General features: G+C 60.9%; 10 protein-coding genes. All 10 read left to right on the forward strand.

All coding sequences use genetic code 11. The annotated features are described in order from the left end of the window. The first annotated feature begins 34 nt into the window (after window positions 1-34). The 10 genes from acpP (at window position 35) to J2887_RS08745 (ending at window position 13,671) form a co-directional block, all read left to right on the forward strand. A complete protein-coding gene (acpP, locus tag J2887_RS08700; protein ID WP_092021478.1) occupies window positions 35-268 on the forward strand; it encodes an acyl carrier protein in 234 nt (77 codons plus the stop codon). 128 nt (window positions 269-396) lie between these two features. Next, a complete protein-coding gene (gene fabF, locus J2887_RS08705; protein WP_227175578.1) occupies window positions 397-1,638 on the forward strand; it encodes a beta-ketoacyl-ACP synthase II in 1,242 nt (413 codons plus the stop codon). Beyond that, window positions 1,639-2,454 carry an aminotransferase class IV gene (locus J2887_RS08710; RefSeq protein WP_227175579.1) on the forward strand — a complete coding sequence of 272 codons (816 nt, stop codon included), beginning with the start codon at window positions 1,639-1,641 and terminating at the stop codon, window positions 2,452-2,454. It begins immediately after the preceding gene. Window positions 2,455-2,461: 7 nt separating this feature from the next. Continuing rightward, window positions 2,462-3,517 (forward strand): endolytic transglycosylase MltG, encoded by a 1,056-nt coding sequence (gene mltG / locus J2887_RS08715; protein WP_227175580.1) that lies wholly within the window; start codon window positions 2,462-2,464, stop codon window positions 3,515-3,517. Beyond that, window positions 3,514-4,140, forward strand: a complete 627-nt coding sequence (tmk, locus tag J2887_RS08720) for a dTMP kinase (protein WP_227175581.1) — start codon at window positions 3,514-3,516, stop codon at window positions 4,138-4,140. Before mltG ends, tmk begins: the two co-directional genes overlap by 4 nt. Before the next feature lie 261 nt (window positions 4,141-4,401). Beyond that, window positions 4,402-5,190 (forward strand): helix-turn-helix transcriptional regulator, encoded by a 789-nt coding sequence (locus J2887_RS08725; protein ID WP_227175582.1) that lies wholly within the window; start codon window positions 4,402-4,404, stop codon window positions 5,188-5,190. Between the two features lie 292 nt (window positions 5,191-5,482). Then, window positions 5,483-8,662, forward strand: coding sequence for a bifunctional proline dehydrogenase/L-glutamate gamma-semialdehyde dehydrogenase PutA (gene putA / locus J2887_RS08730; protein ID WP_227175583.1), 3,180 nt, complete (start codon window positions 5,483-5,485; stop codon window positions 8,660-8,662). 102 nt (window positions 8,663-8,764) lie between these two features. After that, the gene (gene putP, locus J2887_RS08735) at window positions 8,765-10,240 is read left to right on the forward strand and encodes a sodium/proline symporter PutP (RefSeq protein WP_227175584.1); all 1,476 of its coding nucleotides are present in this window, start codon (window positions 8,765-8,767) and stop codon (window positions 10,238-10,240) included. A 266-nt stretch (window positions 10,241-10,506) separates the two neighbouring features. Beyond that, the gene (locus J2887_RS08740) at window positions 10,507-11,514 is read left to right on the forward strand and encodes a TAXI family TRAP transporter solute-binding subunit (RefSeq protein WP_227175585.1); all 1,008 of its coding nucleotides are present in this window, start codon (window positions 10,507-10,509) and stop codon (window positions 11,512-11,514) included. Between the two features lie 6 nt (window positions 11,515-11,520). Continuing rightward, the gene (locus tag J2887_RS08745; protein WP_227175586.1) at window positions 11,521-13,671 is read left to right on the forward strand and encodes a TRAP transporter permease; all 2,151 of its coding nucleotides are present in this window, start codon (window positions 11,521-11,523) and stop codon (window positions 13,669-13,671) included. Window positions 13,672-13,682: the final 11 nt, after the last annotated feature.

Raw genomic sequence — 13,682 nt, forward strand, 5'->3', positions numbered from 1 at the left:
GATATTGCTTGGTTGAAATCAAAGTGAGGAAATTATGAGTACAGTTGAAGAGCGCGTAAAGAAGATCGTCTGCGAGCAGTTGGGCGTTAAGGAGTCCGAGGTTCAGAGCACATCTTCTTTTGTTGAGGATCTTGGCGCTGACTCACTGGACACTGTTGAGCTGGTAATGGCTCTCGAAGAAGAGTTTGAAACCGAAATTCCTGACGAAGAAGCTGAAAAGCTGGCGAGTGTCCAGGACGCAATCGACTACATTGTCGCGCATACCTGATACTCCGCTCGATTAGTTCGCCAAGCAGAAGCCGTCCTGAGCATCGTCCACGGGACGGCTTTTTTATTGGCTGTCATTTTCCCGAGTTTGTCGGTTTATTCAGATAAAGGACGTAGGTGAACGGTGTTATGGCTGAACGACGTGTTGTGATCACAGGTCTGGGCATGCTTTCCCCGCTGGGGAATGATGTCGAATCCTCTTGGCAGGGTATCAAGTCGGGGCGCAGCGGTATTGGCCTGATCGACCGGTTTGACGCTTCCGAGTACAACACCAGGATTGGTGGTGCGGTTCGGGATCTCGATATCAGTGCCTATCTGTCAGCAAAGGACGCTCGCAAGATGGACGCGTTCATCCACTATGGCCTGATTGCCGCTCAGCAGGCGGTGGAAGACGCCAGGCTGGACGCCAGCGATGACCTGGACGTAGACCGGGTCGGTGTCGCTATCGGGTCCGGTATCGGGGGCCTGGAGTTTATCGAGAAGAACGTGCTCGCCCTGAATGAGAACGGCCCGCGCAAGGTGTCACCGTTCTTTGTGCCAGCCTCGGTGATTAACATGATCTCCGGCAATGTTGCTATCAAGCATGGCTACCAGGGCCCCAACATCGCCATCACCACGGCCTGTACCACCGGTACCCATAACATCGGCTATGCCGCCCGCACGATCGCCTATGGCGATGCTGACGTGATGCTCGCCGGTGGCGCCGAGATGGCGACCACGCGGACCGGTGTTGCAGCTTTCTCCGCTGCACGCGCGCTTTCCACCCGCAACGATGAGCCGGAGAAGGCCAGTCGCCCCTGGGATAAAGACCGTGACGGCTTTGTGCTCAGCGATGGTGCCGGCGTACTGGTACTGGAAGAGCTTGAGCACGCCCGTCGTCGTGGCGCCACCATTTACGGCGAAGTGATTGGTTTTGGTATGAGCGACGATGCCTACCACATTACCGCGCCTTCCGGCACCGGTGCCCAGAAAGCCATGCGCAATGCCATGCGCGATGCGGGCCTGGCGCCGGAAGAGGTTGACTACATCAACGCCCACGGCACCTCAACGCAGCTTGGTGATGTGGCGGAAGTGGATGCGGTGAAAGCCGTATTCGGCGACCACGCCCATAAGCTGGCCATGAGCAGCACCAAGTCCATGACCGGTCACCTGCTGGGAGCCGCCGGGGCAGTGGAGGCGATCTTCTCGACACTGGCGGTGCGGGAAGGCGTGTTGCCTCCGACCATCAACCTGGAAAATCCGGGCGAAGGGTGCGATCTCGACTTCGTCGCCAACCAGAGTCGGGAAGCCGATGTGAAAGTGGCGCTGTCCAACTCCTTCGGGTTTGGCGGCACCAATGGCACGCTGATCTTCCGTCGCTTCGAGGATTGAGTGGCCGGTCTGGACGTAATCTGGGCCGACCGCCAGGACCTGCCGGCCAGTGACCGTGGGCTCGCCTACGGTGACGGTCTGTTTGAGACCATTCGGGTTGAGGGCGACCAGCCATTGCTGCTTCGCAGGCACCTGGAGCGACTGGTCGCCGGTGCCCGGAGGCTGGCGATTCCAGTGCCGCCCGATCAGCTCCAGCAGCTGGTTGGGGAGGCCCTAGAGCACTACGGCCGGCCATCGGCCTGGGTGCTCAAGCTGGTTCTGACCCGGGGCAGTGGGGGGCGGGGCTATCGTCCCCCGACCCAGTGCCGGCCCCGACTTGTTCTCTCTTGTCATGCCATGCCGCCCCTGCCGGCGCCGGACGGCGTCACGGCAACAGTGGCGAGCACCCCGCTGGTGGTCAATCCCGAGCTGTCGGGCCTGAAGTCGCTGAATCGTCTGGAGCAGGTGATGGCCAGTCAGAACCAGCCTGCCGAGTCCTATGAGGCGGTGTTTACCGACACCGGCGGACGCTTGCTGGAAGGCACGCGAACCAACCTGTTGCTGCGGTTTGATGGCCAGTGGTGGCAGCCGCCAGCGGAAGGTATTGCTGTCGCCGGGGTTATGGCTGCCGCACTGGCGGACGGATTGACCGCTGCCGGTGAACGCGTGCGGCAAAGGCCATTGCCACTGTCTCTGCTCACCCGGCCAGAGTGTGAGGGGCTGTATCTGACCAACAGCGTGATTGGCGCTGTGCCGGTGCGCAAACTGGGATGTCTGTATTTGCCAATTGATAACACCCTTGCGACAATCTGCGATCCGTTGAAGCTGCCGAAGTAAACCTCTTTTGATCCGTAAACTCGTTGTACTCATTGTATTTTTGGTGGTTCTGGCTGCTGCCGGGTCCGGTCTCTGGGTGTGGCAGGGGTTCAAGACCCTGGAGCAACCGGTTACCCTGGACGAGCCCGTGCTGTTCCACGTGCCTTCCGGTACCGCATTTTCTCAGGTGGCCCGCAACCTGGAACGCCAGGGGCTGGTCACTCGCAGTCTCTGGCTTCGCCTGTATGGCCGGCTGGTACCGGAGCATGCTCGTATCAAGGCTGGCGAGTATGAGTTCGTCGCTGGCATGAGTCCTCGCGATATGCTGATGGCCATGGTCAACGGCGACACCAAAGATTGGTCGATGCAGTTCATCGAGGGCTGGACATTCCGCGATGTGCGGGCGGCGCTGAGTGCCAGCGACAACATCCGCCACGTCACCCGTGACTGGAGTGACGAGCAGATCATGACCGAGCTGGGCGCGCCCGGAGATCACCCCGAAGGCCGCTTCTTTCCGGATACCTACCTCCATACCAGTAATGACTCGGATCTGGATCTGCTGCGACGGTCGTTCGAGGCGATGAACCGCGTGCTGGAGGAAGAATGGGCGACCCGTTCTGACAACCTGCCCTATGACTCCCCCTATGAGGCGCTGATCATGGCGTCTATCGTGGAGCGTGAGACCGGAGTGCCGCATGAGCGTAACGAGATTGCCGGGGTGTTCGTTCGCCGGCTTGCCAAGGGCATGCGGCTGCAGACCGATCCGACGGTGATCTACGGTATGGGTGAGCGTTACAACGGCCGTATCACCCGTCGTGACCTGCGCCAGCACACCCCGTACAACACCTATCGCATTGATGGCCTGCCGCCAACGCCGATCGCATTGCCGGGCCGTGAGGCAATCCATGCGGCCCTGCACCCGGCTGATGGCAACACCCTCTACTTCGTCGCCCGGGGCGATGGCAGCCATAAGTTCTCCCGCAACCTGCGGGAGCACCAGCAGGCGGTGCGCGAGTACCAACTCAATCGCCGTGAGGACTATCGCTCATCACCGGCCCCCGCCAGTCAAGGAGCCGGGCAATGACCTCTCGTGGGCAGTTCATTACTTTCGAAGGTGGTGAAGGGGTTGGTAAATCCACCCAGATCACCCGGGCTGCGGACCTGCTGAAGGCGCGAGGGCTCGACGTGATGGTGACCCGGGAGCCGGGCGGAACCCCGATGGCCGAGGCCATCCGGGAGTTGCTGCTGGCGCCGCGGGACGAGGCCGTGCACGAGATGACCGAGCTGCTGCTGGTGTTCGCCGCCCGGGCGCAGCATCTGCATGGTTGCATTCTGCCGGCCCTGGCGCAGGGCACCTGGGTGCTGTGTGATCGCTTCACCGACGCAACGTTCGCGTATCAGGGGGCGGGACGCGGGCTCAGTCAGCAGCGCATCGCGGCCCTGGAGCAGTTGGTGCAGGAAGATGTGCGGCCTGACCATGTCATCGTACTGGACGCTCCCGTTGCTACCGGCATGGCCCGGGCGGCCCGCCGGGGTGAACTGGACCGCTTTGAGCAGGAAACCGTGGCGTTTTTTGAGCGCATCCGCCAGTGCTACCTGGAGCGGGCCCGGGCATTGCCCGCGCGCTACCATCTGGTGGATGCCGGCCAGGCCCTGGACGCTGTGAGCGAAGACGTCTGCCGGATTCTGAGCCAGCTGCTGCCATAAGAGCCATCGGCTGCGATATATCGTTGGCGTCATCTGCGTACATTTCGCATTGAATCCTGTCGTCTAATGCCACAGACTTGGCCTTTGGCTGCAAGTGAGAAAGGCTTGCATCCGCCCGGTCAGTGATCCTGAGTGTCGGCGGCCAGGTGCTTCCGACGTGCAACTGGTACGCGACACTGCTTTACTGATCGGGGAGTGAATCAATGCGGGCCCAAACCAACAGGGCGGCCCGCGGTACGGTACCCCTGGCCAGGCCTGTTTATGCTCAATGCCCGACTGCTGAAATTGCCGGAAGCGGCCCATCAGCATCGCCATGACTACCACCAACTGGTAATTGGTGTCCGTGGCGAGGCGGAGCTGAGCGTTGATGGCAACGGCTCGCGCCTAGACAACTGGCGGGCCTGTCTGGTGCCAACGGAAGCCCGGCACGATTACCGGGGTGATCACCAGAATCATGTCCTGGTGATCAATCTCGATCCCTACATTCCTTCCCTGAACTCGCCCCGGCATGCCGATTACGATCAACTGGCGCCGATGTTTGAACGCGCCCGTACCGTCAGTCTGGATACCCGGTTGCAGGGGATGGTGCAGTTCTGTGCCACGGAGTTCGATCGCTCACCTGACAACGAGGCCCTGCGCCGTCACCTGTCGGCGAGTATCCTGCATTGCTTGGCGGAGCGGGTGGCTCTCAGCGAGCCCCGGCGTGCCGTCAACCGCGTCGGCCTGAGCCCGGAAACGATTCGTCGTTATGTCATGGAAAACCTGCACAAAAAAGTGACGGTAAAAGACATGGCCAATGTGGCCTGCCTGAGCGTCAGCCGTTTCCATGAAATATTCCGCGAACTCACCGGCGTCTCTCCCCATCAGTTCCTGATCCAGACCCGGCTGGACCAGGCTGTCCAGTTGCTGACCGGCACCCAGTTATCGGTCACCGAGATCAGCTATCGAACCGGATTTTCCAGTCAAAGTGCGTTGACCAACGCTTTGCGAAAACATCGCGGCACAATTCCGTCTAAGCTGAGGAATAGCGAGAACGTTCGCGGGCAATGAGGAGAAATTCCCGAGTATCGGAGGAATTTGCAATAAAACCGTAGCAATTTGTAAGTCACGCCCGGTGTTCCGAACTACCTTTACGGATCAATCGAATCCAGTCAGGGCGTCTTTCGATCGTTACAGGTTTCCTGATCCTCATAGGTAACAATGACAATCAGCCTATCGTGCTCTCCGACGGGTGAACGGGCAGGCCGACCATGGTGTCGGCACTTGGCGTTTTCACCGGGTGGAACACCAGTCGTGGCTTTGGGCCAGCGTCTGGAGGCTTCGAAGCTTTGAGAGGTATCCCATGTTCAATGCACGCAAAGTTCTTGAGCCTGCATTCCAGGAACAGCCCCGCTCCTTCTTCTGGAAGGGGATCACAGACAATTACGCCGTCGACGAGGCGGAATACCTCAACGAACTGATCCCGCTGGCACAGAGCGACGCCGCCGAGCACCGGGATGTCACCGATACCGCCACCCAACTGATCCAGAAGGTTCGCGAGCAGGACGATTCGGTCCACATGGTGGATGCCCTGCTTCAGGAATACAGCCTCGATACCGAAGAAGGCATTCTGCTGATGTGTCTGGCAGAAGCGCTGATGCGAATCCCCGACAAGTACACCGCCGATGCCCTGATTGAAGACAAGATGTCAGTGGCCGACTGGCAGAAGCATGTCGGCCGTAGCGACTCGACACTTGTCAACGCCTCAACCTGGGGCCTGCTGCTCACCGGCCATGTGGTCAAGATGGACCGGCGGCTGGATGGCTCTCCCGCCAATATCTGGAAACGCCTGGTCAAGCGCAGCGGCGAACCGGTGATCCGCAGCGCGATGTACCGAGCGATGGGCATCATGGGCAAGCAGTTCGTGCTGGGGCGGGATATCGACGAGGCGCTCAAGAACGCCCGCGAATACCGTGAGAAGGGGTACACCTACTCCTTCGACATGCTCGGCGAGGCCGCGATGACGCGGGAAGACGCCAATCGCTACCTGCAGGATTACCTCAACGCCATCGAGTCGGTAGGGAACAACCGCTACCCCTCCGGCAATGTGCCGGCGCCCTCCATCTCCATTAAACTGTCGGCGCTGCACCCGCGTTACGAGGTAGCCCAGGAAGAGCGGGTGCTCACGGAACTCTACGACACGGTTCTGGGGCTGCTGAAGCAGGCCCGCGAAAAGAACGTGGCGATCACCATTGATGCCGAGGAAATGGATCGCCTGGAGCTTTCCCTCAGGCTGTTCGAAAGGTTGTTCAAGTCTCCCGAGGCCAAGGGCTGGGGTGGTTTTGGTCTGGTTATCCAGGCCTACTCGAAGCGAGCGCTGCCGGTGCTGTGCTGGCTCACCAAGCTGGCGAAGGAGCAGGGCGATGAGATTCCCATTCGCCTGGTGAAGGGCGCCTACTGGGATACCGAGATCAAAATCTGCCAGCAGCTCGGGCTCGACGGCTATCCGGTATTCACCCGCAAGGAGGCGACCGACACCTCCTACCTGGCCTGTCTGCGTTATCTGCTCAGCGACTACACCGACGGTGCCCTGTATCCGCAACTGGCGAGCCATAATGCCCATACCGTGGCGTCTGTGCTGGCCATGGCTCGTAACAAGGATCGCCGGATCGAGTTCCAGCGCCTCCATGGCATGGGCGATGCGCTCTATAACACGGTGCTGGAAACCCACGACTACCCGGTGCGCATCTACGCACCGGTCGGGGCCCACAAGGATCTGCTGCCGTACCTGGTGCGTCGGCTGCTGGAAAACGGCGCCAACTCCTCCTTTGTCCACCGGCTGGTGGATGCCGCCACTCCGATCGACGATCTGGTGCGCAACCCGGTGCAGGAGCTCCTCAAGTACGATGCCCTGCCCAATGACCGGATACCGCTGCCAAACCAGATTTATGGCGGCGAACGACGCAACTCCAGGGGCGTTAACCTGCACGTGGATGCCGACCTGGCGCCACTGCTGACCGATCTCGAAAAATGGGCCGGCACCCGCTGGGAAGCCGGCCCGATCATAGCCGGCGTCAAGCGCCGGGATGGCGACCAGCAGGAAGTCCGCGCGCCTCACGACCAGAGCCGGCTGGTGGGGCAGGTGACCTGGGCCGGGGAGCAGCATGCCCGCGAAGCTCTGGATATTGCCCATCAGGGCTTTGAGGCCTGGAACGCCCGTCCGGTGGAGGAGCGGGCGCAATGCCTCGAGCGTTACGCTGACCTGATGGAAGAGAACCTGGAAGAGTTGATGGCGATCTGCTGCCGGGAAGCCGGCAAGACGCTCCAGGACGGCATTGACGAAGTCCGCGAAGCGGTGGATTTCTGCCGCTACTACGCGGTGCAGGGGCGGGCCCGGTTCGGTCAGCCAATCGCATTGCCTGGGCCGACCGGAGAGAGCAACGAGCTCTACATGGAAGGGCGGGGGGTATTCCTGTGTATCAGCCCCTGGAACTTCCCTCTGGCAATCTTTACCGGCCAGGTGGTGGCAGCACTGGTCGCCGGCAATGCGGTCATTGCCAAACCGGCGGAACAGACCAGTCTGGTGGCAGGGCGGGCTGTTGAGCTGATGCTGGAGGCCGGCATTCCCGGTGACGTCCTGCAGTTACTGACCGGTGACGGCGCCACCATCGGTGGCGCACTGACGCCGGACCCTCGTATCGCTGGCGTGGCCTTCACCGGCTCAACCCAGACAGCCCATGTGCTCAACCGCACGCTGGCACAGCGCGAAGGCGCCATTGTGCCACTGATCGCAGAAACCGGTGGCCAGAATGCGATGATTGTCGACAGCAGCGCCTTGCCCGAGCAAGTGGTGCAGGACGTACTGCATTCTGCGTTCGCCAGTGCCGGCCAGCGCTGCTCCGCGCTGCGGGTCCTTTACATTCAGAAGGATGTGGCCGAGCGGATGGAAACCCTGTTGGCCGGGGCGATGCAGGAGTTGGCGGTGGGTGACCCGGCTTTCCACAGTACCGATGTGGGGCCGGTGATTGATGAGGAGGCTCAGCGTGGTTTGCAGGAGCACCTGTCGTTTCTGGAGAAGAATGGCCGTTACATCGCCCGCACGCCGATGCCGCCGACCTGCCAGGCCGGGTTCTTCATTCCGCCCTCTGCCTATGGCATCGACAGCATCAGTCAGCTGAGAAAAGAAAACTTTGGTCCGATCCTGCATGTGGTGCGTTACGCCGCGGAGGACCTGGACAAGATCATCGACGAGATTAATGGGGCCGGGTACGGCCTCACCCTGGGCATTCACAGCCGAAGTGAAAGCACCGCCGCTTACATTGAGCGGCGGGTCAAAGTGGGCAACACCTACATCAACCGCAACCAGATTGGCGCGGTTGTGGGGGTTCAGCCCTTTGGTGGTCGGGGCCTTTCCGGCACCGGTCCGAAAGCCGGTGGTCCACATTACCTGCTGCGTTTCGCAACAGAGCGTGCCCGGACCATTAATACCACGGCGGTCGGGGGCAACGCGTCCCTGCTGTCGCTGGGAGTTGAGAAGATCTGACGGACGTTGCTGGCCGGGAGCCTGAGCCCGGTGTGGCACTGACTGTCAGATTCCAGAAAGCCCATAACAAAGAGCGACACAGCGCACTGGGAGATAATTATAATGATTGAAGGCAACATCGGCGTCAGCCTGACCTTTATCTTTTATATCCTGCTCATGCTCGGGGTAGGCTACGTAGCCTATCGCCGAACATCGAACCTGTCAGACTACATCCTGGGTGGCCGGAGTCTTGGCCCCCTGCCGTCGGCCCTGAGTGCCGGTGCCTCCGACATGAGTGGCTGGCTGCTGCTCGGTCTGCCCGGTTACGCCTATGCGGCCGGTTACGAGGCAGTCTGGATTGCCATCGGTCTGTTGGCCGGTACCTGGCTGAACTGGCTCTTCGTCGCCCGTCGCCTGCGGACCTACTCGCTGGCCGCTGGTGACTCGCTGACCCTGCCGTCTTTCTTCGAGAACCGGTTCCACGATACCTCGCGCATCCTGCGGGTGGTTTCCGCGTTCTTTATCCTGCTGTTCTTCCTGTTCTACACCAGTTCAGGTCTGGTAGCTGGCGGTAAGCTGTTTGAAACCGTATTTGGTCTGGACTACACCACCGCGGTGGTTATCGGTACTCTGGCCGTGGTTTCCTACACCTTCTTCGGTGGCTTCCTGGCAGTTGCCTGGACGGACGTTATCCAGGGCCTGCTGATGTTTGCTGCCCTGCTGCTGGTACCGATCATCGCGATCAATGCTGACGGCGGCTGGGGTGCGACCAAAGCAGCCATGGAAGCGAAGAATCCGGAGTTCCTGTCGGCTCTGACAAGCTCTGATGGCTCTCCGATGACCGTAATTGCCATCCTGTCCCTGCTGGGCTGGGGTCTGGGTTACTTTGGTCAGCCGCACATCCTCGCCCGCTTCAAGGCGATTCGCAGCGAAGCCGACATCCCGGCTGCCCGTCGTATCGCGGTGATCTGGAGTGCTCTGGGCCTGTTCGGCGCGCTGCTGGTCGGCTTTGCCGCCATCGGTTACTTCGAGACCCCACTGGAAGACGGCGAGCGCGCCTTCATCCTGCTGGTAGACGCCCTGTTCCATCCGGTCATTGCCGGTATCCTGCTGGCTGCCATTCTGGCTGCGATCATGAGTACCGCAGACTCCCAGCTGCTGGTTTCCTCGTCGGCCCTGGCAGAAGACTTCTACAAGGCGCTGTTCCGTCGCGAAGCCTCCCAGGGCGAGCTGGTCTGGGTTGGTCGTCTGGCCGTTGTTGGTATCGCCGTGATTGCCTGTGCGCTGGCCTTTGATCCGGACAGCAAGGTTCTGGAGCTGGTCTCCTACGCCTGGGCCGGCTTCGGTGCCGCCTTTGGTCCGGCCCTGATCCTGTCGCTGTACTGGAAGCGGATGACCCGCGCCGGTGCGGTTGCCGGTATCGTGGTTGGTGGTGCGACCGTGGTGATCTGGGGCAACATGTCCGGTGGTATTCTCGACCTGTACGAGATCATCCCGGGCTTCATCCTGGCAACGATTGCCATCGTTGCAGTGTCCCTGGCCGGCGGTGAGCCGCCCAAGGAAACCCAGGACGCCTTCGATCAGGCGATGGGCTCCTGATGGCAGCAGGAGGCTGCTGAACGCGGCCTCCACACCTGCTTCTGAAAAGGCGCTCCACGGAGCGCCTTTTTTGTGGCCGACTCTCACACCGATAGCTTATACATAAGTCCAATAGCGGGGTGGCGACATGGCACCGAACGGTCAGGCAAGCTATGTTGTGAACGTAAATTCCCCCCGTTAAATCAAGAGACTGACCCATCGTAGGGCAGGGCTCTGGCAGGCTGCACACACAGTCGTTAATAACAAACACAAGAAGGAACCTGAAAATGACACAGACACGATTTGGCAAGAGCTCCCGCGGTTGGGTCGCGACAGCGGTACTTGGGCTGGCCGGCGCGGCTCAGGGGGCCGGGGACTATGTGATGGGCACCGCCACTACCGGTGGTACCTACTACCCGGTGGGCGTTGCGATTTCGACGCTGATCAAGGTTAAGCTGGAACCCTCGACCGACATCGCGGTCTCCGCCATCAGCTCCGCCGGCTCCGGCGAGAACCTGAAGCTGCTCGATGAGGGCCAGATCCAGTTCGGTATCCTGCAGGGCCTGTATGGTGCGTATGCATGGAACGGCACCGGCCCGGTCGACAAGAAATACGAGGGCCTGCGTTCGGTCTCTATGCTGTGGCAGAACGTGGAACACTTTGTGGTGCGCCAGGAAGTGGCTGAAACCGGCACTATTGCCGACATGACCAACCTCTATGGTGAGAGCTTCTCGATCGGCAAGCGAAATTCCGGCACCGAAGGCTCCGGCCGTTTCATCCTTGGTAAGCTCGGCATCGATGTGGAGCAGGTGGATCTGGCGTATCTCGGTTACGGTCCCAGCGCGGACGCACTGCAGAACGGCAACATCGATGGCATGAACATCCCGGCCGGGGCACCGGCAACTGCGGTCACCCGTGCCTACGCCAGCCTGGGGGATGACATTACTACGCTGTCGTTCACCGACCAGCAGCTGGCGAAAGTGAACAGCGATTTCGAACTCTGGACCCCCTACGTGATTGCCGCGGGCACCTATCCCAACCAGGACGAGGATATCCATACCATTGCCCAGCCCAACATTCTGGCGGTTCGGAACGATGTCTCCGAAGACGATGTCTACCAGATCACCAAGACCATTTATGAGAACCTGCCGTTCCTGAACAACATCCATCCCGCTACCAAGGCGATGGCCCTGGAGAAGGCCATTGCCGGTCTGCCCATGCCGCTGCATCCGGGCGCGCTCCGGTTCTACCGGGAGCAGGGCCTGACCATTCCGGACCGCCTGGTTCAGGAGTGAGGTCGGGTGGATCGTAACCAGTCCGAAGGCGAGCCGCAGCCGGCGGTTCGCGACGACACCGTCAGTGAGGCGGATGAGCGGTTGGGCCATCGGCTGCTGGGGCCGGCAATCTTCCTGCTGGCAATTCTGACCTCGCTGACTCACCTGTACTTCAACACCTTTTCGACGCTGTCGGAGGTGTGGACCTCCGCGTTGCACTTTGGCTTCTTCGGCCTGCTGTGCGCGCTGACCACGCCGATGCTCCGGGGCCGTTCGCCCTCGGGGCGGCGGCTGGTGCTGGGGCTGGACCTGCTGTTCGGGGTCGCCGCAGTCGCTTGTGCCGTCTATGTCATCCTGTTTGAGGACCAGCTCTACCAGCGCGGGGTGAATTTCGACACCGGTGACTGGATCGTCTCCATCACCGCGGTGGTTCTTGTGCTGGAGTTTGCCCGCCGTACCGTAGGCTGGTTCATTCCGGCACTGTGTGTTGTGGCGCTGACCTACGTCGCCTGGTGGGGACAGTATGTCGAAGGCATCTTCAGCTTTCCCGGGCTGACCTGGGAAACGGTGCTGTTTCGTTCCTACATCGGTGGTGAGGGCATGCTGGGCTCCATTGCCCGCATTTCATGGACCTACGTGTTCATGTTCATTCTGTTTGGGGCCTTCCTCGTCAAGTCCGGTGCCGGGGATTTCATCATTGAACTGGCTCGCTGCGCCGCCGGTCGGTTTGTTGGCGGGCCGGGGTTTGTGGCGGTGTTCTCGTCGGGGCTGATGGGATCGGTGTCTGGCTCCAGTGTTGCCAATACGGTATCGACTGGTGTCATTACCATCCCCCTGATGCGCAAGGCGGGCTTTCCGGCACGCTTTGCCGCCGGTGTCGAGGCCGCAGCGTCGACCGGCGGGCAACTGATGCCTCCGGTGATGGGGGCAGGGGCGTTTATCATGGCGTCCTATACTCAGGTGTCCTATCTCACCATCATCGCCGTGGCGGCGCTGCCGGCAATTCTGTATTTCCTCTCGGTGGCGATGTTCGTGCGAGTGGAGGCCCGGCGCAGCCATGCGGTGAAACTGGAGGACGAATCGGCGCCCTCGCTGAAGGAGGTACTGCTCGACGGCTGGCACTTCCTGCTGCCGCTGGTGGTGCTGGTGGCGGCGCTGATCTACGGCTTTACGCCAACCTACGCGGCGGGGATCGCTATCCTTTCGGTCATTGGTGCTTCCTGGCTGTCCCGTCATCCAATGGGCTTGCGGGATATCCTGGACGCCTTGGCGATGGGGTCCCGGAACATCATGACCACGGCAATCCTGCTGATCACGGTGGGCCTGATCGTGATGGTGGTCTCCACCACCGGCATCGGTAATACCTTCTCGCTGATGATTACCGACTGGGCCGGTGGCAGCCTGCTGGTGACCATTGTCCTGGTGGCGCTGGCCTCTCTGGTGCTTGGTATGGGGTTGCCGGTGACCGCGGCCTACATTGTCCTGGCGACCCTGTCTGCACCGGCGATCTACCAACTGATCGCCCAGAGCCAGCTGTTGGAGCTGATGATGGCCGGCGGCTTGCCGGAACAGGCCAAGGCCATCTTCATGTTGGCGGCCCCTGACCGAATGGAGCTGCTCAATGCGCCGATGGACCGGGCGACCGCTGAATCGCTGTTGGCGGTGGTGCCGGATACCTTCTCCAGTCAGTTGCTGGAGCAGGCGCTTTCGCCGGCTACTCTGTCGATGGCGTTGGTGGCGGCTCACATGGTGATCTTCTGGCTATCCCAGGACTCCAACGTGACGCCACCGGTATGCCTGACGGCCTTTGCAGCGGCCGCCATTGCCGGCACCCCGCAGATGCGGACCGGGTTTACTGCCTGGAAGCTGGCCAAGGGGCTTTACATTGTACCGTTGCTGTTCGCCTATTCGCCTCTGATCACCGGGGACTTGACGGAGATGCTGGTGACCTTCGGCTTTGCCCTGTTTGGCATCTACGCCATTGTTGGTGGACTTGAAGGCTTCCTTGAAAATCGTCTGCAGCTTATTGAAAGGCTGTTGATTTTCGTCGCTGGAGGGGTAATGCTTTGGCCTCACGGCCTGATTGGGCTGGATGTTGCAGGGCTGGTGGTGTTCATTGCCCTGTTTGCCTGGAATCGCCGACGGGGTCGCCACACAGGGGGAGCCGTGCCGGCCTGAACGGATAGCCG

The organism is Marinobacter sp. CA1, assembly GCF_020546665.1.
Classification (GTDB): Bacteria; Pseudomonadota; Gammaproteobacteria; order Pseudomonadales; family Oleiphilaceae; genus Marinobacter; species Marinobacter xestospongiae.

What these genes read in the sequence shown, in the direction of transcription:
- putP (WP_227175584.1), top strand. Translation starts at nt 8,765, where the DNA reads ATGATTGAAGGCAACATCGGCGTCAGCCTGACCTTTATCTTTTATATC.
- acpP (WP_092021478.1), top strand. Translation starts at nt 35, where the DNA reads ATGAGTACAGTTGAAGAGCGCGTAAAGAAGATCGTCTGCGAGCAGTTG.
- putA (WP_227175583.1), top strand. Translation starts at nt 5,483, where the DNA reads ATGTTCAATGCACGCAAAGTTCTTGAGCCTGCATTCCAGGAACAGCCC.
- J2887_RS08740 (WP_227175585.1), top strand. Translation starts at nt 10,507, where the DNA reads ATGACACAGACACGATTTGGCAAGAGCTCCCGCGGTTGGGTCGCGACA.
- J2887_RS08725 (WP_227175582.1), top strand. Translation starts at nt 4,402, where the DNA reads ATGCTCAATGCCCGACTGCTGAAATTGCCGGAAGCGGCCCATCAGCAT.
- fabF (WP_227175578.1), top strand. Translation starts at nt 397, where the DNA reads ATGGCTGAACGACGTGTTGTGATCACAGGTCTGGGCATGCTTTCCCCG.
- tmk (WP_227175581.1), top strand. Translation starts at nt 3,514, where the DNA reads ATGACCTCTCGTGGGCAGTTCATTACTTTCGAAGGTGGTGAAGGGGTT.